Origin of the sequence: Methyloversatilis sp., assembly GCF_030698125.1 — a bacterium.
Classification (GTDB): Bacteria; Pseudomonadota; Gammaproteobacteria; order Burkholderiales; family Rhodocyclaceae; genus Methyloversatilis.
In genome coordinates this window covers 1-19,023 of record NZ_JAUYNV010000017.1, presented here as the reverse complement: position 1 = coordinate 19,023, position 19,023 = coordinate 1, and the positions used below count along the sequence as shown (strand labels likewise).

Here is a 19,023-nt window from a genome sequence, read left to right as displayed (position 1 = left end):
TTCCTATACACATATGGAGTTCGGCTATTCCATTGCCGGTTTTTTCGTCGGCGCCGTCGTCGGACTGACCGGTGTGGGCGGCGGCTCGCTGATGACACCGCTGCTGGTGTTGCTTTTCGGCATCCACCCCGCGGTAGCCGTCGGCACCGACCTGTTGTACGCCGCGTTGACCAAGGCCGGTGGAGCACTGGTGCATGGGCGCAACCAGACCGTTGACTGGCGCATCGTGACCGGTCTGGGCGCCGGCAGCGTGCCGGCGGCAGCAGTGACGCTATGGTGGTTATCGACGCATTCCCGCTCAGCCTATGGCAGTGCGTCGATCATCAGCGGTACGCTCGGGATTGCGCTTGTGCTGACGGCCTGCGCATTGCTGTTTCGCAAGCGGCTGCAGGCAGTGGCCGAACGACCAGGCATCCGTGAGTGGCGCGAACGCAATCTGCGCGCGCTGACGGTGGGCACGGGGGCGATACTCGGCGTACTCGTCACGATCTCTTCGGTCGGTGCCGGCGCACTGGGTACAGCAGTGCTGGTATTCCTTTACCCGCGCCTGTCGGCGGTGCGCATTGTCGGCAGCGACATCGCCCACGCCGTGCCGCTCACGCTGGTGGCCGGTCTCGGTCACTGGTGGCTCGGCAACGTCGATTGGGCGCTGCTGGGCGCGCTGCTGATCGGTTCGCTGCCCGGCATCGCGATCGGCAGCCAGGTCGCGGCGCGCCTGCCGGAGCGTTTTCTTAGACCGCTGCTGGCGACCATGCTGTTCGGCATTGGCGGCAAGCTGAGCCTGAACCTTCTAGGCTGAATAATTGACATGGTGACCCGGCCTGCCGGCGGGCGCCGACGGACGGAAGATCGCATCCATGTATCGCTACGACGAATACGACCACACGCTGGTGCTCGAGCGTGTCGCGCAGTACCGGGACCAGTTGCAGCGCAACCTCGCCGGTGAGCTGTCGGACGACGAATTCCGGCCGCTGCGGCTGCAGAACGGCCTGTACATCCAGCGCCACGCGCCGATGCTGCGCGTCGCCATTCCGTACGGCATGCTGTCGAGCACCCAGTTGCGTAAACTGTCCGATATCGGTCGGCGCTACGACCGCGGCTACGGCCACTTCTCGACCCGGCAGAACATGCAGTTCAACTGGCCGAAGCTGGAAGATACGGGTGACATCCTCGCCGAACTGGCCACGGTGGAAATGCACGCCATCCAGACATCCGGCAACTGCATCCGCAACATCACGACCGACCCGTTCGCTGGTGTCGCGCCGGACGAGATCGTTGACCCGCGGCCTTATTGCGAAGTCCTCCGCCAGTGGTCGACTTTCCACCCGGAGTTTGCCTTCCTGCCGCGCAAGTTCAAGATCGCCGTCAGCGGCACGCTGGAAGACCGTGCCGTGACCTACGCGCACGATGTCGGCCTGCAGCTGTATCGCGACGATAAGGGCGAGGTGCTGGCCCGCGTCATCGTCGGTGGTGGCATGGGCCGGACGCCGATACTGGGCAGCGTCATCCATGACGCTCTGCCATGGCAACACCTGCCGACCTATCTCGACGCCGTGCTTCGCGTGTACAACCGCTACGGTCGTCGTGACAACGCCTACAAGGCCCGCATCAAGATTCTGGTGAAGGCCATCGGCGCGGAAACGTTCGCCCGACAGGTGGATGAGGAGTGGCAACTGGAGCGTGACGGCATCGCTACCGTGACGCAGGCCGAACTGGACCGCGCGAGCGCCGCATTCACCGATCCGGACGCACCGCTCCGCCCGGCAACCGACGCAGGCTTCGATGCAAAGCGCGCGTCCGACCCTGCTTTCGCCCGCTGGGTGTCGCGCTGCGTGCGCGGCCACAAGCGGCCGGGCTACCGCGCGGTGACGCTGTCGCTGAAACCGACCGGTGTCGCGCCGGGTGACATTTCCTGTGAGCAGATGGATGCGCTGGCCGATCTGGCAGACCGCTACAGCTTCGGCGAACTGCGTGTATCGCACGAACAGAATGTGGTGCTGGCCGACGTCGCGCTGGCCGACCTGTACGAACTGTGGCTGGGCGCCCGCGCGCACGGACTCGCGACGCCGAACATCGGGCTGCTGACGGACATCATCTGCTGCCCGGGCGGTGACTTCTGCTCGCTGGCCAACGCTAAGTCGATCCCGATCGCGCAGGCGATCCAGGAGGCATTTGAAAACCTCGACTACCTGTACGACGTCGGCGATCTGGAATTGAACATTTCCGGCTGCATGAATTCATGTGGGCATCACCACGTCGGTCACATCGGCATTCTGGGCGTCGACAAGACCGGGTCCGAGTGGTACCAGGTGTCGATCGGCGGTTCGCAGGGCAACCTGACATCGCTCGGCGATGTCATCGGCCCGTCGTTCGCGGCCGAAGAAGTGCCGGGCGTCGTCACGAAGCTGGTCGAGACCTACGTCGAACAACGCACCCCGGAAGAGCGCTTCATCGATACCGTACGGCGGATTGGCATGGCGCCATTCAAGGCACGCGTCTATGGCGAACCCACGAAGAAGGCCGAGGTGACTCATGGCTGAACTGATCCGCGGCACCGAAGTGGTGGCCGACGACTGGACCTGGGTGCGGCTGCCCGAGACGAATGAACCGGTGCGCAAGTCGGCCGGCAAGGTGGTGCTGTTCAAGCTTACCGGTGAGCCGGCGGCGTCGGACGACGTGATTTCCGCCTGCGACATTCCCGCTGGCAAGGTGCTGCTGCCGCTGTCGGTGTGGCTCCGCCGTCGCGACGAACTGGCTACCCGCGCCGACGACGGCGAGATCGGCGTCTGGCTGGACAGCCATGAAGAGCCTGCCGAGCTGGCAGAAAGTCTGGGCGGGAACTTGAACAGACTGCCGCTGATCGGCGTGAACTTCCCGAAGTTCATCGACGGCCGCGGTTACTCGATCGCCTTCATCCTGCGCACCCGATTCGGCTACCGGAACGAGTTGCGGGCGCTTGGCGACGTGCTGCGCGACCAGATGTTTTTCTTCCATCGCTGCGGCTTTGACGCCTATCTGCTGCGCGCCGATCAGAAGGCAGAGCGCTGCATCGGCGCACTGAAGGACTTCACGACGCCGTACCAGACCTCGACCGACGGCCAACCACCAGTGTTTCGACGGCGTGCAGCGCCGGGAGCTGGCGCATGAGTAATCCGATGATCCACCCGAACGTGACCGATGCGCTGCGCGTGAAGGTGGCCGAAAAGACAACGGCAGCGATTGACCGGCTGCGGCGTGCCGCCGCCGAGTTTCAGCCGATCGGCTTTGCGAGCAGCATGGGCGCCGAGGACATGCTGCTGACCGACCTCATTCAGAGGCACGACATCAACATCGAAATTTTCACCCTCGACACCGGCCGGCTGCCTGCTGAAACCTACGACCTGATGGAGAAGGCCGAGAAGCACTATGGCGCACACCCGGTCACCTGGTTTCCGCGCCATGAGGCGGTGGAGGAATACGTGCGCAAGCACGGCATCAACGCCTTCTATGACTCGGTCGAACTGCGCAAGGCCTGCTGCGGCATGCGCAAGGTCGAGCCACTGAAGCGTGCTCTGGCCGGCAAGAAGGCCTGGATCACCGGCATGCGTGCGCAACAGTCGACCACGCGCGCGGATCTGCCGCTGCGCGAGTTCGACGAGTCGTACGGTATAGAGAAATTCAACCCGCTTTCCGACTGGACCGAGCGCGAGGTGTGGGTTTACATCCAGACCGAGGGGGTGCCGTACAACGCGCTGCACGAACAGTTCTTCCCCAGCATCGGCTGCCAGCCCTGTACGCGTGCAATTTCGCCCGGCGAAGACATCCGCGCGGGGCGCTGGTGGTGGGAAAACCCTGACAGCAAGGAGTGCGGCCTGCATGTCAAAGGCGACTGACGCGCATCTGCCCGGCAAGGTGTGGCTGGTAGGCGCCGGCCCGGGTGCGGCGGATCTGCTGACGCTGCGCGCCGCAAAGCTGCTTGCCGAAGCCGATGTCGTGCTGCACGACGCGCTGATCGGGGAAGATGTGTTGGCGCTCGCTAGCCGGGCGAAGCGTATCCCGGTTGGCAAACGCTGCGGCCGGCATTCGACGGCACAACGCTTCATCAACCATCAGCTGGTGCATGCAGCACGCACGAACGCTGTGGTAGTTCGCCTCAAGGGGGGCGATCCGATGTTGTTCGGCCGGGCGCAGGAAGAAATGGATGCACTCGCCGAAGCCGGCATTGATTATGAAGTGGTGCCCGGCATCACGGCTGCAAGTGCCGCCTGCGCTCAACTGCGGGTTTCGTTGACGCGGCGTGGCCTGTCGCGCAGCGTCGCCTTGCTTACACCGCGCGCGGGCGCAGGCGAAAACCCGTCGCAGGCGCTGCGTGCCAATGCCGATGTGCCGACATTGGCACTGTATATGGCTTCGCACGAATCGATGGCCATTGCCCGTGAACTGATGGAATACGGACGCGCCCCCGACACTCCCGTTGCGATCATCGAAAACGCCAGCCTTCCGTCGTCACGCGAATGTTTGACCACCTTGTCCGAGCTCGCGGCACAGCCGGTATCGGAACTGCTCGGTACGGAAGGTCCTCCGGAAGGCGCGGTATTGGTCATGCTGGGTGAAGTGTTCCGGGAAGTGCTGGCGCAACGGATCGATCAATTCGCGCCGCTTTCGCGGCACGCTCCGAACGCAGCCTGATTCACCTTTCAATTCCCCCAGCGACAGAAATAAAAAAGCCTCGCTGAGCGAGGCCTTTCTATTGGGGAACGCACGAACTTACTCGGCGACTTCAACAGCCTCGACGCTGTCGTCAGGACGATCCATGAGCTGCACAAACGCCATCGGCGCGTTGTCGCCCTGGCGGAAGCCCATCTTCAGAATGCTGAGATAGCCACCGTTGCGGGTCGCGTAGCGCGGGCCGAGCACGTCGAAAATCTTGCACACAACTTCACGATCGCGCAGGCGCGAAAAAGCGAGGCGGCGGTTCGACAGATTGGGCGTCTTGCCGAGATTGATCAGCGGCTCAACGACGCGACGCAGCTCCTTGGCCTTCGGCACGGTGGTCTTGATCGCTTCATGACGAAGCAGAGAAACCGCCATGTTGCGAAACATCGCTTCGCGATGCGAGCTGGTGCGATTGAGTTTTCTAAGACCGTTACGATGACGCATGATGACTCCGTAAAATTATGCGGCCACCGCGGGTCAGGCAAGTGGCCGGTTCATATTGTGACCGGGCGGACCCGGCTGGGGCTCAACCCCGATCGAGACCAGCCGGCGGCCAGTTCTCGAGCTTCATACCCAGCGTCAAGCCGCGCGAAGCAAGCACTTCCTTGATCTCGTTGAGCGACTTGCGACCCAGATTCGGGGTCTTCAGCAACTCATTCTCCGTGCGCTGTATCAGATCGCCGATGTAGTAGATGTTCTCGGCCTTCAGGCAGTTCGCAGAGCGAACCGTCAATTCCAGATCATCCACCGGACGCAGCAGGATCGGATCGATCTGCGCCGGACGACGCGCTTCGACAGCCGGCGCCGTACCTTCCAGCTCGGCGAAGATCGACAGCTGATCCACCAGCACGCGTGCCGCGTAGCGAACCGCTTCTTCAGGCTCTACAGCACCGTTGGTTTCAACGTCCATCACCAGACGATCAAGGTCAGTGCGCTGTTCGACACGCGCCGACTCGACCGAGTAGCTCACACGACGAACCGGGCTGAAACTAGCATCCAGCAGGATGTGGCCAATCGCCTTGCTTTCCGACGTGTGTTGACGCAACGTACCCGGAACATAACCGCGACCTTGCTCGATCTTGAACTGAAGCTCGAGCTTGCCGCCCGGTGCAACGTGGGCGATGACGTGTTCCGGATTGACGATTTCGACGTCGTGCGTGACTTCTATATCACCAGCGGTCACGACACCCTCGCCGGTTTTCGACAGGCGCAGGTAGGCCTCCGAGCGGTTGTGAAGCTTGAGTACGACACCCTTCAGGTTCAGCAGGATGTCGACCACGTCCTCACGAACACCATCGAGCGTCGAATACTCGTGCAGTACACCTTCGATCTGCACTTCAGTCGGCGCGAAGCCGGGCATGGACGACAGGAGAATGCGGCGGAGCGCGTTGCCCAGCGTGTGCCCGAATCCGCGCTCGAACGGCTCCATCACAACACGTGCGTGAGCCGGTGAAAGATTTTGTACGTCAATGATGCGCGGTTTCAAGAGAGCATTGCTTTGCATCTGCAGTCCTCAGTGACGTCAGCGAGCTGATCGCACACGCGATCAGCGGGAATACAGTTCGACAACCAAACTTTCGTTGATCGTCGACGGAAGGTCGGTGCGAGCCGGCAGAGCCTTGAACACGCCGCGAGCCGCCTTGGAATCGACGTCGATCCAGTCCGGGAAGCCACGAGATGCCTGGGCTTCGAGCGCACCTTTCGAACGCAGATGGGCCTTTGCGCGTTCGGTCAGTTCGACCACATCGCCCGGACGCACTTCGTACGAAGGAATATTCACGCGCTTGCCATTGACCAGAACACCGTTATGACGCACCACCTGGCGCGATTCGGCACGCGATGCGCCGAAACCCATGCGGTAGGCAACCGTGTCCAGACGGCTTTCAAGCAGCTGCAGCATGTTTTCGCCAGTCTGGCCCTTGCGGCGCACGGCTTCCGCGTAAACACGGCGGAACTGGCGCTCGAGAACGCCATAGATGCGGCGAATCTTCTGCTTTTCACGCAACTGCTGACCGAAGCCGGACAGGCGCTGACCGGATTTCTGTCCGTGCTGTCCGGGCGCATAGGACCGACGTTCGATCGCGCACTTGTCGGTGAAGCACTTTTCGCCCTTCAAGAAGAGCTTTTCGCCTTCACGACGGCACTGACGACATTTCGGGTCGAGATTACGAGCCATTCTCTACTTCCTCTCAGATGCGCCGGCGCTTGGGCGGACGGCAGCCGTTGTGCGGGATCGGCGTGATATCGGTGATCGACGAAATCTTGATACCGAGCGCATTGAGCGCACGCACAGCCGACTCGCGACCGGGACCAGGCCCCTTGATGCGCACTTCCAGATTCTTCACGCCACACTCGACTGCCACTTTGCCAGCAGCTTCAGCGGCAACCTGCGCGGCAAAAGGCGTGCTTTTGCGTGAGCCTTTGAAGCCCGCGCCACCGGAAGTGGCCCACGACAGGGCATTGCCCTGGCGATCGGTGATCGTGATGATCGTGTTATTGAAAGAAGCGTGAATGTGCGCGATGCCTTCCGCGACGTTCTTCTTGACTTTCTTCCTTACTTTTGCAGCACTCTTGACCATGATCGTGTCCTGTTAGCGGCGCTTACTTCTTGCCGCCGGAGATCGACTTGCGCGGTCCCTTGCGGGTACGTGCGTTCGTGCGGGTACGCTGTCCACGAAGCGGCAGGCCGCGACGATGACGAACACCGCGGTAACACCCGAGATCCATCAGGCGCTTGATGTTCATCGTCACTTCGCGACGAAGGTCACCTTCAATCGTGAACTTGCCGACCTCTTCCCGCAGCCGATCCATTTCGGCCTCCGAGAGGTCTTTGATCTTGGCGGTGCGGGTTACCCCGGCAGCGTCACAGATCTTTTGTGAGCGGGACCGACCGACGCCGAAGATCGCGGTGAGAGCGATCTCGGTGTGCTGGTGGTTAGGAATGTTTACGCCGGCGATACGGGCCATGCAGTCACCCCGAAAAGCGAAACCTTAAATTTTATCAAAAACCACTAGCAAGCGTCAACCTTGACGCTGCTTGTGACGTGGATCCGCGCAAATGACACGCACAACCCCGTGGCGACGAATCACCTTGCACTTGCGGCAAACGCGCTTTACAGAAGCTTGGACTTTCATCCTATTTCTCCAGCTGAACCAAACGCCGATTTACTTGGCGCGAAACACGATGCGACCTTTTGTGAGGTCATAAGGCGTGAGCTGCACCGTTACCTTGTCTCCGGGAAGAATCCGGATGTAATGCATCCTCATCTTTCCGGAAATATGCCCGAGAACCACGTGTCCATTTTCGAGCTTCACGCGAAACGTCGCATTAGGCAGGGTTTCAACAACTTCCCCCTGCATTTCAATGACATCTTCCTTGGACATAAGTACCTAGCGCGTCGGGAATCCAGTCCCGCGGAAATTTGCTTTCTTCAACAAACTTTCGTACTGATGCGACATCACATAGGCCTGAACCTGCGACATGAAGTCCATTGTCACGACGACGATGATCAGCAACGACGTACCACCGAAATAAAACGGCACATTCCATTTCAGGATCAGAAACTCCGGCAGCAGGCACACAAGTGTGATGTACACCGCGCCCACCAGCGTAAGACGCGTCAAAATCTTGTCGATGTAGCGCGCGGTCTGCTCACCAGGGCGAATACCGGGCACAAAGGCGCCGCTTTTCTTCAAGTTGTCTGCAGTTTCTTTCGCGTTGAACACCAGCGCCGTGTAGAAAAAACAGAAAAACACGATCGCAGCCGCGTACAGCAATACGTACACCGGCTGTCCAGGAGAAAGCGTTGCCGCAAGATCCTTGAGCCAACGCGTGCTTTCGGTCGTGGCGAACCATCCGGCCAGCGTCGCCGGGAACAGGATGATCGACGACGCGAAAATCGGCGGAATGACGCCTGCCATGTTGAGCTTCAAAGGCAAATGCGAACTCTGCCCCCCGTAGACTTTATTACCCACCTGACGCTTTGCGTAATTGACCAGAATCTTGCGCTGGCCACGTTCAACAAAGACAACAACCGCTGTCACCGCAATGACGAGCGCCACGATGAACAGTGCCGTCAGTTCATGCATCGCTCCGGTGTTCACCAGTTCAAGCAAGCCGCCGATTGCACCGGGCAGACCTGCAGCGATACCTGCAAAAATGATTATCGAAATACCGTTGCCTACGCCGCGTTCGGTGATCTGTTCGCCCAGCCACATCAGAAACATCGTGCCGGTTACAAGCGTAGAGATCGTCACGAATCGGAACATCATGCCAGGATCAAGCACCAACCCCGGCTGTGACTCAAGTGCAATCGAAATCCCGATTGCCTGAAACAACGCGAGTACCAGCGTTCCATAACGCGTGTACTGCGTGATTTTCCTGCGTCCGGCTTCACCTTCCTTCTTGAGCGCTTCAAGCGTCGGAACGGCAACCGTCAGCAATTGCATGATGATCGACGCCGAAATGTACGGCATGATCCCCAAGGCAAAAATCGTGAATCGCGAAAGAGCGCCGCCGGAGAAAAGGTTGAACACTCCAAGAATGCCGCCCTGCTGCCCCTGGAACAACTCGGCAAGACGCGCAGGGTCAATACCGGGAACAGGTATATGCGCGCCCAGTCGATAGACAATCAGCGCACCTGCGAGAAACCACAGGCGACGCCAAAGATCTCCGAACTTTGCGCTACGACCAGGCTGCTGGGCGGCAGTGACCAAAACTTACTCCCCGACCTGGCCGCCAGCCGCTTCGATAGCAGCCCGCGCGCCCTTCGTCGCACCGATTCCACGCAGCGCAACTTTCCGAGTGATCTCGCCAGACAGAACAACCTTCGCAGCCAACGCATCACGCGGCACGAGATTGAACTGCTTGAGCACGAGCAAATCGATCTCTTCGACCGGCAGGCGCGACAGCGAAGACAAATTCACTTCGGCATTACGTGCCCGGGTCAGCGACTTGAACCCGCGCTTCGGGAGACGGCGCTGGAGAGGCATCTGACCACCCTCAAAACCAACGCTTTTCCAACCGCCCGAGCGCGATTTCTGGCCCTTGTGACCACGTCCGCACGTCTTGCCCAAACCACTGCCGATGCCGCGACCGACACGGCGACGGGCGTGCTTGGAGCCCTCAGCGGGCTTGATATCGTTCAGTTCCATTTACGCCTCGAGCTTCAGCAGATAGACCACCTTGTTGATCATGCCGCGAACCGCCGGCGTATCTTCAAGGACGACGGTGTGGTTGATGCGACGCAGACCCAATCCGCGAACCGTTGCGCGGTGATCCTGCTTGCGACCGATCAGGCTCTTGATCAGCGTGACCTTCAGAGTTTTTTCAGCCATGTGCGACCTCAGCCGAGAATTTCCGCAACGGTCTTGCCGCGCTTGGCGGCAATTTCGGACGGAGTGCTCATGCGCGAAAGGCCATTCAGCGTCGCACGCACAAGGTTGTAAGGATTGGACGAACCGAGCGATTTTGCCACCACGTCCGTGACGCCCATGACTTCGAACACGGCGCGCATGGGACCGCCTGCGATGATTCCCGTGCCGGGCGCAGCAGGTTGAATAAGCACTGTCGAGGCGCCGTGGTGCCCAATGATCTGGTGGTGAAAACTTCCATTACGGAGACTGACGCGCGACATCTTGCGACGCGCCTCTTCCATCGCCTTCTGGACGGCAACCGGCACTTCACGCGCCTTGCCCTTGCCCATGCCGATCCCGCCGTCACCGTCGCCGACGACGGTCAGAGCAGCGAAACCTAGAATACGACCACCCTTCACGACCTTCGTGACACGGTTGATCGACACCATTTTTTCACGCAGGCCATCATCGCGCTCTTCCTGGGCCTGGTGTTGCTTGCGTTGTGGTTTAGCCATCGCTTTAGTCGCCTGAACAGTTAGAACTTAAGACCGCCTTCGCGGGCGGCCTCAGCGAGCGCCTTGATACGGCCGTGATACTTGAATCCGCCGCGGTCGAAGGCAACCTGCTCGACACCCTGAGCGCGTGCGCGCTCGGCGATGAGCTTTCCCACCAGCGTAGCTGCCTGTACGTTCCCCCCACTGCTCAACTCCTTGCGTACCGACTCTTCTACAGTCGATGCCGCTGCAATGACGCGGGTACCGCAGCCTGAATACACCTGAGCGTAAATGTGACTGTTGCTGCGGTGAACCGACAGCCGAACTGCCTTCAGTTGCGCGATCCGTGCGCGAGTCTGACGGGAACGACGCAAACGGGATTGATTCTTGTCCATGTTCGTCACCCCTACTTCTTCTTCGTCTCTTTGATCACTACCACCTCATCCGAATAACGGACACCCTTGCCCTTGTAAGGCTCGGGCTGGCGGTAAGCCCTGATTTCGGCAGCAACCTGACCCACCAGCTGCTTGTCGATACCCTTGATGCGAATTTCCGTCTGCACAGGCGTCTCCACCTTGATACCGGCCGGCATCTCGTGCACAACCGGATGCGAGAAGCCAAGCGACAAATTGAGCTTGTCGCCCTGAGCCTGTGCCTTGTAGCCAACACCGACGAGCATGAGCTTGCGCTCGAAACCCTGCGTCACGCCCTGAACCATGTTTGCGACAAGTGCGCGCATGGTGCCGGACAACGCCTTAGTGTTTTCCTTGCCTTCGATCTGCGCAAAGCGGACTTCGGCGGCATCAACTGACACCGAGACAGCCGGATTGATGATTCGACTGATTTCCCCAAGCGGACCCTTGACCGAAAGTTCGCCGTTGTTCAGCGCAACAGTCACACCCTTGGGAACAACAACCGGATTTTTCGCTATACGTGACATGTCTGTTTCCTCAAGCCACGATGCACAGCACTTCGCCGCCAACCTTCTCGGCGCGTGCCTTGCGATCCGTCATGACGCCACGCGGCGTCGATACAATGGCAACACCGAGACCATTCATGACGCGCGGAAGATCATCCGAGCCGCGATAGACGCGAAGACCCGGGCGACTTATTCTTTCGATGCGCTCGATGACCGGACGCCCCGAGTAATACTTGAGAACCAGCTCAAGATCGGATTTCTGACCGTTCGCACGAACGGAAAACCCTTCAATGTAGCCTTCGGACTGCAGCACCCCGGCGATCGCAACCTTGATCTTCGAGGAAGGCATGACAACAGAGCCTTTCTGCGCCATTTGTGCATTGCGGATGCGGGTCAGCATGTCCGCAATCGGATCACTCATGCTCATCTTGTACCCCTGTTACCAACTAGCCTTGACCATCCCGGGCACTTCACCCCGGAAGGCCGCTTCACGCAACTTCATGCGACACAGACCAAACTTGCTAAACACGCCGCGCGGGCGACCAGTCTGTTCGCAACGATTGCGCAGACGCGTCGGGTTCGCATTACGCGGCAGCGCCTGCAGTTTGAGTCGGGCGGACGCGTGATCCGAATCACTCGCCGACATGTCGGCAATAACTGCTTCGAGTGCTGCACGCTTGGAGGCAAACTTGGCGACCAATTTTTCGCGCTTTTTCTCGCGGTTAATCAATGACAACTTGGCCATGGCAACCTCAATTCTTGAACGGGAATTTGAATGCGGCGAGAAGAGCCTTGGCTTCTTCGTCGGTCTTGGCGGTGGTCGTAATGCTGATATTCATCCCGCGGAGCACGTCGATCTTGTCGTACTCGATCTCCGGAAAAATAATCTGTTCCTTGACGCCCACGTTGTAGTTGCCGCGACCGTCAAAACCCTTGCCTGACACACCTCGGAAGTCACGAACGCGCGGCATTGCAACGGTGATCAACCGGTCGAGAAATTCGAACATACGCGGACCGCGCAGCGTCACCATGCAGCCGATAGGATAGCCTTGGCGGATCTTGAAACCAGCGATCGCCTTGCGCGCCTTGGTAATGACCGGCTTCTGACCGGCGATCTTGACCATGTCGCCCACCGCGTGCTCAAGCACCTTCTTGTCACCAATCGCCTCACCAACGCCCATATTGAGCGTGATCTTGGTGATACGCGGCACTTCCATCACCGACTTGTAGCCAAAGCGGGTCGTCAATTCGCCCACCACGGCCTCTTTGTAATACTGCTGCAAGCGCGCCATCGTCATTCCTTATCCCAGACTGCCGTAGGAGAGGCCTTCAGGCCTTCACCAACTCGCCGTTCGACTTGAAGAAGCGCACTTTCGTACCATCTTCAAGAGTTCTTATACCGACTCGATCACCCTTGCTGGTGCCTGGGTTGAACAACGCCACGTTGGAAATGTCGATCGGCATTTCCTTTTCGACGATGCCGCCCTGCTGCCCTTTCATCGGGTTCGGCCGCTGATGTTTCTTGACGCGATTGATGCCTTCAACGAGCACCGCGCGCTCATCGACGCGACGCAACACCGTTCCGCGACGACCGCGATCCTTGCCGGCCAGCACGACCACTTCGTCGCCCTTGCGAATCTTTTCCATCAATATTCTCCCGCGAGCCTCAGAGGACTTCTGGCGCCAGCGACACGATCTTCATGAACCGCTCGCCACGCAACTCGCGCGTGACGGGCCCGAAAATGCGCGTGCCGATCGGCTCCAGCTTGTTATTCAACAACACAGCAGCATTGTTGTCGAACTTCACAAGCGAACCGTCCGGGCGCCGGACACCCTTCGCGGTGCGCACGACGACGGCATTGTAAACTTCGCCTTTCTTGACGCGACCACGGGGCGCTGCGTCCTTGATCGTGACCTTGATCACGTCGCCGATGCCCGCATAACGGCGCTTGGAACCACCAAGCACCTTGATACACATCACCGACCGCGCGCCCGTGTTATCGGCCACGTTCAGGATGGATTGCATCTGGATCATTTAATTTCTCCAACTTATCCCGCTCAGCGAGCGGTCAGTCTTGGACCCGTCAGGGTTTAGGACGAGCCCAACAGATTCAAGGCTCGTAAAGCACAGCACGCAACGATAGCATGCCGGGAGGAGGCGAGCAAGCCCCTCCCGTGCCAAATCATATGATTCGTGCCACTTCCATTACCTGTGTCACTTTCCATGCCTTGGTGCGGCTGATCGGACGACACTCGACGATCTGAACCAGATCGCCTTCGTGTGCATCGAGGCCTTCGACATGCGCGTGATACTTCTTCGAACGCATGATGACCTTGCCGTAGAGCGGGTGCTTGACGCGGCGCTCGACCAGCACGGTCACGGTCTTGTCCATCTTGTCACTGACCACACGCCCGACCAGCGTGCGATTGACCTTTTGATTGGTCTCGCTCATTTCGCGTTCGCCTTTTCCTGCAGCAGCGTGCGCACACGAGCGATATCGCGGCGAACGTTCTTCAGCTGGTTGGTATTGGTCAACTGCTGGGTCGCCTTCTGCATGCGCATGGAAAACTGCGCCTTCAGAAGTTCGATCAGCTCCGTATTCAATTCGGCGGTGTCTTTGACCCGCAGATCCTTAGCTTTCATCACTTACCCCAGTTGTCGTATGACAAAGGTGGTTTCAAGCGGAAGCTTGGCCGCGGCAAGGCGGAACGCCTCGCGCGCCAGTGCTTCGTCGACGCCATCCATCTCGTACAGCACCTTGCCTGGCTGGATCTCGGCCACCCAATACTCCGGGTTACCCTTGCCGTTACCCATGCGGACCTCGGCAGGCTTCTGCGAAATCGGTTTGTCCGGGAAAATCCGGATCCAGATGCGACCACCCCGCTTGATATGACGGGTCATCGCACGGCGCGCTGCCTCGATCTGGCGAGCCGTCAAACGGCCGCGCGCAGTCGCCTTGAGGCCATACTCGCCAAACGAAACCTTGGTGCCGCGGGTGGCGAGGCCCTTGTTGCGGCCCTTTTGCTCCTTACGATACTTCCTTCTCGCCGGCTGCAGCATTATTAGCTCCTGACTTTCTGACTCGTTTCGAAGTGCCCTTCACGTCGGCATCTGCCGGCGCTGCAGCACCTTCGGGCTTGGCATCGCGGGCCGGGCGACGGCCTGCCGGCGGGCGATTATCGCCTTCCGGACGGCGACCATCACGACGCGGGCGGCGTGCATTGTCGTTTTCCTCGGCAACCGCCGGGGCTTCGCCACGGGCGAGCATCTCACCCTTGAATACCCAGACCTTGATCCCGATGACACCGTAGGTCGTCTTGGCTTCCGACGTACCGTAATCGATGTCTGCCCGCAGGGTGTGCAACGGCACGCGCCCCTCGCGGTACCACTCGCGGCGCGCAATCTCTATGCCATTCAGGCGACCCGACGACATGATCTTGATGCCCTGGGCACCCAGGCGCATCGCGTTCTGCATCGCTCGCTTCATTGCGCGACGGAACATGATCCGCTTTTCAAGCTGCTGGGCGATGGAGTCCGCAATAAGTTGCGCATCGATTTCCGGCTTGCGGATTTCCTCGATGTTCACATGTACCGGTACGCCCATCATCTTGGCGAGTTGTGCCTTGATCAGTTCGATCTCTTCACCCTTCTTTCCGATCACGACACCAGGCCGAGCCGAAAAAACGGTGATACGGGCATTCTTCGCCGGTCGTTCAATAATCACGCGGCCCACCGAAGCGTGCGCGAGCTTCTTCTTGAGAAACGCGCGAACCTCGAGGTCCTGGTTCAGCATGCGACTGAAGTCCTTGCTCGAAGCGAACCAGCGTGACGTCCAGTTGTGCGTGACCGCCAAACGGAAGCCGGTCGGATGAATCTTCTGTCCCATAACCTTCAGTCTCCAACCGTGACGAACACGTGGCAGGTCTGCTTCACGATCTGATTGCCGCGACCCTTTGCACGAGCGGTGAAACGCTTCAGCACCGCGCCCTTTTCCACGTAGATGGTCTTCACCTTCAGGCTGTCGATGTCCGCGCCATCGTTATGCTCAGCATTGGCGATTGCGGATTCAACGACCTTCTTGATGATCTTGGCGCCCTTTTTCGGGCTGAAAGCCAGAATGTTAAGAGCCTGACCAACCGGTTTGCCGCGGACGAGGTCAGCAACCAGCCGACCCTTCTGCGCCGACAGGCGCACGCCGCGAAGATTTGCACGGGTTTCCATAGTCATCGCTCCTTACTTCTTGGCTTTCTTGCCGGCGGTGTGACCCTTGAACGTCCGGGTCAGCGCGAATTCGCCAAGCTTGTGACCGACCATGTTTTCCGAAACATAGACCGGAATGTGCTGACGACCGTTGTGTACCGCGATGGTCAGGCCGATGAAATCCGGCAGCACTGTCGAACGACGCGACCAGGTCTTGATCGGGCGCTTGTCGTTGGAGGAGCGTGCCGTATCCACCTTGGCCAGCAGGTGGGCATCGACGAACGGGCCCTTCTTGATTGAACGTGCCATTGCCTACCTCTTATCGCTTGTAACGGCGCTGCACGATCATGTTGCTCGTGCGCTTGTTGCTGCGGGTACGGTAGCCCTTGGTCGGCTGCCCCCACGGACTGACCGGCACACGGCCTTCGCCGGTACGGCCTTCACCACCACCATGCGGGTGGTCGATCGGATTCATCGCAGTTCCGCGGACCGTCGGTCGCACACCGCGCCAACGGGTTGCGCCGGCCTTGCCGAGTTTGCGAAGATTATTCTCTTCGTTTCCGACTTCACCAACCGTAGCGCGGCATTCCACATGCACACGCCGGATTTCGCCGGAGCGCAGCCGCAGCTGGGCATAACTGCCTTCCCGCGCCAGCAGCTGAACCGACGTGCCTGCAGCACGTGCAATCTGCGCGCCCTTGCCCGGCATCAATTCGATGCAATGCACCGTAGAACCGACCGGAATATTACGCAGCGGCAATGTGTTGCCCGACTTGATCGGCGCTTCGGAGCCGCTGAGCAACTGTTGCCCCACCACGAGGCCCTTCGGCGCAATGATGTAACGACGTTCGCCATCTGCATAACATAACAGTGCGATATGCGCAGAACGATTCGGGTCGTACTCGATACGCTCGACCTTGGCCGGAATGCCATCCTTGTTGCGGCGGAAGTCGATCACGCGATATTGCTGACGATGACCGCCGCCCTTGTGACGGGTCGTAATGTGGCCGTGATTGTTGCGACCAGCGGTCTTGCTTTGACTTTCGGTCAGCGAATCCAGCGGGCGACCCTTGTACAGGCTCGCATTCACGACCTTTACGACGGCACGGCGGCCGGCCGACGTTGGCTTGACTTTGACGAGTGCCATCAGACAGCTCCTCCTTCAGCAAACTGGATATCCTGGCCGTGCTTGATGCACACGAATGCCTTCTTCCAGTCACTGCGACGGCCGAAACTGCGGCCGAAGCGCTTGACCTTGCCCTTGACGTTCAGGACCTGGACCGACAAAACCTCGATCTTGTTGTCGCCCTTGCTGAACAGCAACTCAACGGCCGCCTTGATTTCCGGCTTGGTCGCATCGGAAGCCACCTTGAACACAACCTGATTGTTGCGGTCGGCGATGAAGGTAGCCTTCTCGGAAATCTGCGGCGCGAGCAGAACCTGCATCAGCCTTTCCTGCGAAAAGTTGCTCATGCCCACATCTCCTCGAATTTGCTCATCGCGTTGCGCGTGATCAGCACCTTGCCGAAACGGATGAGCGACACCGGGTCTGCCTCATGCGCTTCGAGCACCAGCACGTTGTGCAGGTTGCGCGACGACAGGAACAGGTTCTCATCCAGTTCGTCCGTGATCACCAGAACCGAATCGAGCCCCATATCCTTGAGCTTGCTCGACAGGAGCTTTGTTTTCGGCGCATCAATGCTGAAGCTCTCGACCACTGCAACGCGATCTTCGCGCGCCAGCTGGGAAAGAATCGCGGCGATGCCTGCGCGATACATCTTGCGGTTCACCTTCTGCGAGAAATTCTCGTCAGGCGAATTCGGGAAAATACGGCCGCCGCCACGCCACAGCGGGCTTGAGGACATACCGGCGCGCGCGCGGCCAGTGCCCTTCTGGCGCCACGGCTTGCGGGTCGTGTGCTTGACCAGCGTGCGGTCCTTCTGGGCACGCGTACCCTGGCGTGCATTGGCCTGATAGGCCACGACCACCTGGTGCACGAGCGCTTCGTTGTATTCGCGGGCAAACAGCGTGTCGGGTGCCTGCACCGTCGACGACTGCTGACCTGCATCATTCAGAACTTTCAATTCAGCCATCGCGCTCTCCTCAGCCCTTGACCGCGGGCAGGACGATTACGTCGCCGCCCTTGGAACCCGGAACTGCGCCCTTGATGAGCAGCAACTGACGGGCTTCGTCGATACGCACGACTTCGAGGCCCTGCTGGGTGCGCTTGACGTCACCCAGATGGCCTGCCATGCGCTTGCCTGGGAACACGCGGCCCGGATCTTGCGCCATGCCGATCGAGCCGGCAGAGTTGTGCGAGACCGAATTGCCGTGCGATGCGCGGTTGGACGAAAAGTGGTGACGCTTGATGGCACCGGCATAGCCTTTACCTATCGTCGTACCCGTCACGTCCACTTTCTGGCCCACAGCGAACACTGAAGCCGGACTGATGGTGTCACCCGCCTTGAACTGTTCGAGCTGAGCGGCTTCGACGCGGAACTCGCGCAACACCTGCCCAGCCTCGACACCTGCCTTGGCGAAGTGACCTGCTGCGGCCTTGTTCACGCGAGTAGCGCGACGCTTGCCGAAAGCGACCTGCACCGACGAGTAGCCGTCGGTTTCTGCTGTCTTGATCTGGGTGACGCGATTGTTCGACACATCGACCACTGTCACCGGAACGGTTTGTCCGTCATCGGTAAAAATGCGCGTCATGCCGACCTTGCGACCCACAAGGCCTAAAGTCATGTTTTTCTCCTCATCCCGGTTGCGATTGACCAGGATTCGTTTCAACTGCCACCGGAACCTCCGGTAACCCTTGTCCGACAAAAAGAGCGCCGGAAAAAGACTGCACTAACTCCTACTGAAGCTTGATTTCCACATCAACACCAGCCGGCAGATCGAGCTTCATCAATGCGTCGACAGTCTTGTCGGTCGGATCGATGATGTCCATCAGACGGACATGAGTACGAATTTCGAACTGGTCACGCGACGTCTTGTTGACGTGCGGCGAGCGCAGTATGTCGAAGCGCTCAATGCGCGTGGGCAACGGAACCGGGCCACGGACAACTGCACCAGTACGCTTTGCGGTATCCACGATTTCAAGAGCCGACTGATCGATCAAGCGGTAGTCGAACGCTTTGAGACGGATGCGGATTTTTTGGCTTGCCATTTTATTTCCTAAAGAGCGAAAGAGCTGACCCGGCCTGCTCGCGCAGACAGGGGCACATCAACCTGCTTAAGCGATGATCTTGGCAACCACGCCCGCACCCACCGTACGACCGCCTTCGCGGATCGCAAAGCGCAGACCTTCTTCCATCGCGATCGGCGCAATCAGCTTCACCGTGATCGACACGTTGTCG

The 19,023-nt window shown here is 59.5% G+C and carries 35 protein-coding genes and 1 pseudogene; 5 read left to right on the top strand and 31 right to left on the bottom strand.

Annotation, left to right across the window (positions count from 1 at the left end):
• The first annotated feature begins 13 nt into the window (after positions 1–13).
• The 4 genes from Q8Q80_RS07375 to Q8Q80_RS07360 are packed head-to-tail and all read left to right on the top strand — an operon-like array spanning position 14 to position 3,872.
• Positions 14–799, top strand: a complete 786-nt coding sequence (locus Q8Q80_RS07375) for a sulfite exporter TauE/SafE family protein (protein ID WP_305632284.1) — start codon at positions 14–16, stop codon at positions 797–799.
• 58 nt (positions 800–857) lie between these two features.
• Positions 858–2,540, top strand: coding sequence for a nitrite/sulfite reductase (locus tag Q8Q80_RS07370; RefSeq protein ID WP_305632283.1), 1,683 nt, complete (start codon positions 858–860; stop codon positions 2,538–2,540).
• Complete coding sequence (locus Q8Q80_RS07365) at positions 2,533–3,147, top strand: DUF934 domain-containing protein (RefSeq protein ID WP_305632282.1); 615 nt, start codon at positions 2,533–2,535, stop codon at positions 3,145–3,147. The genes Q8Q80_RS07370 and Q8Q80_RS07365 overlap by 8 nt, the downstream gene beginning before the upstream one ends.
• Positions 3,144–3,872 (top strand): phosphoadenylyl-sulfate reductase, encoded by a 729-nt coding sequence (locus Q8Q80_RS07360; protein WP_305632281.1) that lies wholly within the window; start codon positions 3,144–3,146, stop codon positions 3,870–3,872. Before Q8Q80_RS07365 ends, Q8Q80_RS07360 begins: the two co-directional genes overlap by 4 nt.
• Here the strand turns inward: Q8Q80_RS07360 and Q8Q80_RS07355 are convergent.
• Complete coding sequence (locus Q8Q80_RS07355) at positions 3,859–3,981, bottom strand: hypothetical protein (RefSeq protein WP_305632386.1); 123 nt, start codon at positions 3,979–3,981, stop codon at positions 3,859–3,861. The two genes, Q8Q80_RS07360 and Q8Q80_RS07355, sit on opposite strands and share 14 nt — an antisense overlap.
• On the opposite strand from Q8Q80_RS07355, the gene cobA reads away from it, so the two are divergent.
• On the top strand, positions 3,928–4,668 hold the full coding sequence (gene cobA, locus Q8Q80_RS07350) for a uroporphyrinogen-III C-methyltransferase (RefSeq protein WP_305632385.1): 741 nt from the start codon (positions 3,928–3,930) through the stop codon (positions 4,666–4,668). The genes Q8Q80_RS07355 and cobA overlap by 54 nt on opposite strands.
• Before the next feature lie 78 nt (positions 4,669–4,746).
• On the opposite strand, the gene rplQ is transcribed toward cobA, so the two are convergent.
• The 30 genes and pseudogenes from rplQ to Q8Q80_RS07200 form a co-directional block, all read right to left on the bottom strand.
• Positions 4,747–5,139: a 50S ribosomal protein L17 gene (rplQ, locus tag Q8Q80_RS07345; RefSeq protein ID WP_305632280.1), complete on the bottom strand. Its 393-nt coding sequence runs from the start codon at positions 5,137–5,139 to the stop codon at positions 4,747–4,749.
• An 82-nt stretch (positions 5,140–5,221) separates the two neighbouring features.
• The gene (gene rpoA, locus Q8Q80_RS07340) at positions 5,222–6,199 is read right to left on the bottom strand and encodes a DNA-directed RNA polymerase subunit alpha (RefSeq protein WP_069039322.1); all 978 of its coding nucleotides are present in this window, start codon (positions 6,197–6,199) and stop codon (positions 5,222–5,224) included.
• Positions 6,200–6,241: 42 nt separating this feature from the next.
• On the bottom strand, positions 6,242–6,871 hold the full coding sequence (gene rpsD, locus Q8Q80_RS07335) for a 30S ribosomal protein S4 (RefSeq protein WP_257082194.1): 630 nt from the start codon (positions 6,869–6,871) through the stop codon (positions 6,242–6,244).
• 13 nt (positions 6,872–6,884) lie between these two features.
• The gene (gene rpsK / locus Q8Q80_RS07330) at positions 6,885–7,274 is read right to left on the bottom strand and encodes a 30S ribosomal protein S11 (RefSeq protein ID WP_008061749.1); all 390 of its coding nucleotides are present in this window, start codon (positions 7,272–7,274) and stop codon (positions 6,885–6,887) included.
• A gap of 22 nt (positions 7,275–7,296) precedes the next feature.
• Positions 7,297–7,662 carry a 30S ribosomal protein S13 gene (rpsM, locus tag Q8Q80_RS07325; RefSeq protein WP_069039320.1) on the bottom strand — a complete coding sequence of 122 codons (366 nt, stop codon included), beginning with the start codon at positions 7,660–7,662 and terminating at the stop codon, positions 7,297–7,299.
• Positions 7,663–7,716: 54 nt separating this feature from the next.
• Positions 7,717–7,830: a 50S ribosomal protein L36 gene (gene rpmJ / locus Q8Q80_RS07320; protein WP_083224033.1), complete on the bottom strand. Its 114-nt coding sequence runs from the start codon at positions 7,828–7,830 to the stop codon at positions 7,717–7,719.
• 30 nt (positions 7,831–7,860) lie between these two features.
• Complete coding sequence (gene infA, locus Q8Q80_RS07315; RefSeq protein ID WP_018413356.1) at positions 7,861–8,079, bottom strand: translation initiation factor IF-1; 219 nt, start codon at positions 8,077–8,079, stop codon at positions 7,861–7,863.
• 6 nt (positions 8,080–8,085) lie between these two features.
• Positions 8,086–9,411: a preprotein translocase subunit SecY gene (gene secY, locus Q8Q80_RS07310; RefSeq protein WP_069039319.1), complete on the bottom strand. Its 1,326-nt coding sequence runs from the start codon at positions 9,409–9,411 to the stop codon at positions 8,086–8,088.
• A gap of 3 nt (positions 9,412–9,414) precedes the next feature.
• The gene (gene rplO, locus Q8Q80_RS07305) at positions 9,415–9,849 is read right to left on the bottom strand and encodes a 50S ribosomal protein L15 (RefSeq protein ID WP_069039318.1); all 435 of its coding nucleotides are present in this window, start codon (positions 9,847–9,849) and stop codon (positions 9,415–9,417) included.
• Positions 9,850–10,032 (bottom strand): 50S ribosomal protein L30, encoded by a 183-nt coding sequence (gene rpmD / locus Q8Q80_RS07300; RefSeq protein WP_069039317.1) that lies wholly within the window; start codon positions 10,030–10,032, stop codon positions 9,850–9,852.
• Between the two features lie 8 nt (positions 10,033–10,040).
• A complete protein-coding gene (gene rpsE, locus Q8Q80_RS07295; RefSeq protein WP_257098478.1) occupies positions 10,041–10,565 on the bottom strand; it encodes a 30S ribosomal protein S5 in 525 nt (174 codons plus the stop codon).
• A 20-nt stretch (positions 10,566–10,585) separates the two neighbouring features.
• Positions 10,586–10,939, bottom strand: a complete 354-nt coding sequence (gene rplR / locus Q8Q80_RS07290; protein WP_257082187.1) for a 50S ribosomal protein L18 — start codon at positions 10,937–10,939, stop codon at positions 10,586–10,588.
• Positions 10,940–10,950: 11 nt separating this feature from the next.
• The gene (gene rplF / locus Q8Q80_RS07285) at positions 10,951–11,484 is read right to left on the bottom strand and encodes a 50S ribosomal protein L6 (RefSeq protein WP_305632279.1); all 534 of its coding nucleotides are present in this window, start codon (positions 11,482–11,484) and stop codon (positions 10,951–10,953) included.
• 10 nt (positions 11,485–11,494) lie between these two features.
• Complete coding sequence (gene rpsH, locus Q8Q80_RS07280; RefSeq protein WP_305614788.1) at positions 11,495–11,890, bottom strand: 30S ribosomal protein S8; 396 nt, start codon at positions 11,888–11,890, stop codon at positions 11,495–11,497.
• A 12-nt stretch (positions 11,891–11,902) separates the two neighbouring features.
• Positions 11,903–12,208: a 30S ribosomal protein S14 gene (gene rpsN, locus Q8Q80_RS07275; RefSeq protein ID WP_305632278.1), complete on the bottom strand. Its 306-nt coding sequence runs from the start codon at positions 12,206–12,208 to the stop codon at positions 11,903–11,905.
• Between the two features lie 7 nt (positions 12,209–12,215).
• The gene (gene rplE / locus Q8Q80_RS07270) at positions 12,216–12,755 is read right to left on the bottom strand and encodes a 50S ribosomal protein L5 (protein WP_257098474.1); all 540 of its coding nucleotides are present in this window, start codon (positions 12,753–12,755) and stop codon (positions 12,216–12,218) included.
• Positions 12,756–12,792: 37 nt separating this feature from the next.
• The gene (gene rplX / locus Q8Q80_RS07265) at positions 12,793–13,110 is read right to left on the bottom strand and encodes a 50S ribosomal protein L24 (protein ID WP_305632277.1); all 318 of its coding nucleotides are present in this window, start codon (positions 13,108–13,110) and stop codon (positions 12,793–12,795) included.
• Positions 13,111–13,129: 19 nt separating this feature from the next.
• Positions 13,130–13,498 carry a 50S ribosomal protein L14 gene (gene rplN, locus Q8Q80_RS07260; RefSeq protein ID WP_069039310.1) on the bottom strand — a complete coding sequence of 123 codons (369 nt, stop codon included), beginning with the start codon at positions 13,496–13,498 and terminating at the stop codon, positions 13,130–13,132.
• A 148-nt stretch (positions 13,499–13,646) separates the two neighbouring features.
• Entirely contained in the window at positions 13,647–13,916 is a 270-nt protein-coding gene (rpsQ, locus tag Q8Q80_RS07255) for a 30S ribosomal protein S17 (RefSeq protein ID WP_305632276.1), read from the bottom strand.
• Entirely contained in the window at positions 13,913–14,107 is a 195-nt protein-coding gene (rpmC, locus tag Q8Q80_RS07250) for a 50S ribosomal protein L29 (protein WP_257082271.1), read from the bottom strand. The genes rpsQ and rpmC overlap by 4 nt, the downstream gene beginning before the upstream one ends.
• A gap of 3 nt (positions 14,108–14,110) precedes the next feature.
• A complete protein-coding gene (rplP, locus tag Q8Q80_RS07245) occupies positions 14,111–14,524 on the bottom strand; it encodes a 50S ribosomal protein L16 (protein WP_069039307.1) in 414 nt (137 codons plus the stop codon).
• Complete coding sequence (rpsC, locus tag Q8Q80_RS07240; protein WP_305614790.1) at positions 14,493–15,350, bottom strand: 30S ribosomal protein S3; 858 nt, start codon at positions 15,348–15,350, stop codon at positions 14,493–14,495. Before rpsC ends, rplP begins: the two co-directional genes overlap by 32 nt.
• 5 nt (positions 15,351–15,355) lie before the next feature.
• On the bottom strand, positions 15,356–15,685 hold the full coding sequence (gene rplV, locus Q8Q80_RS07235) for a 50S ribosomal protein L22 (RefSeq protein WP_069039305.1): 330 nt from the start codon (positions 15,683–15,685) through the stop codon (positions 15,356–15,358).
• A gap of 12 nt (positions 15,686–15,697) precedes the next feature.
• Complete coding sequence (rpsS, locus tag Q8Q80_RS07230) at positions 15,698–15,973, bottom strand: 30S ribosomal protein S19 (RefSeq protein ID WP_069039304.1); 276 nt, start codon at positions 15,971–15,973, stop codon at positions 15,698–15,700.
• Between the two features lie 10 nt (positions 15,974–15,983).
• Positions 15,984–16,811, bottom strand: a complete 828-nt coding sequence (rplB, locus tag Q8Q80_RS07225; RefSeq protein WP_305614791.1) for a 50S ribosomal protein L2 — start codon at positions 16,809–16,811, stop codon at positions 15,984–15,986.
• Positions 16,811–17,137 (bottom strand): 50S ribosomal protein L23, encoded by a 327-nt coding sequence (rplW, locus tag Q8Q80_RS07220; RefSeq protein WP_305632275.1) that lies wholly within the window; start codon positions 17,135–17,137, stop codon positions 16,811–16,813. The genes rplB and rplW overlap by 1 nt, the downstream gene beginning before the upstream one ends.
• Positions 17,134–17,757 (bottom strand): 50S ribosomal protein L4, encoded by a 624-nt coding sequence (gene rplD, locus Q8Q80_RS07215; RefSeq protein ID WP_305632274.1) that lies wholly within the window; start codon positions 17,755–17,757, stop codon positions 17,134–17,136. The genes rplW and rplD overlap by 4 nt, the downstream gene beginning before the upstream one ends.
• Positions 17,758–17,767: 10 nt before the next feature.
• Complete coding sequence (gene rplC, locus Q8Q80_RS07210; RefSeq protein WP_305632384.1) at positions 17,768–18,409, bottom strand: 50S ribosomal protein L3; 642 nt, start codon at positions 18,407–18,409, stop codon at positions 17,768–17,770.
• 112 nt (positions 18,410–18,521) lie between these two features.
• Positions 18,522–18,833, bottom strand: coding sequence for a 30S ribosomal protein S10 (gene rpsJ, locus Q8Q80_RS07205; RefSeq protein ID WP_305632273.1), 312 nt, complete (start codon positions 18,831–18,833; stop codon positions 18,522–18,524).
• A gap of 66 nt (positions 18,834–18,899) precedes the next feature.
• Positions 18,900–19,023: pseudogene (locus tag Q8Q80_RS07200) on the bottom strand (elongation factor Tu); the annotation flags it as partial.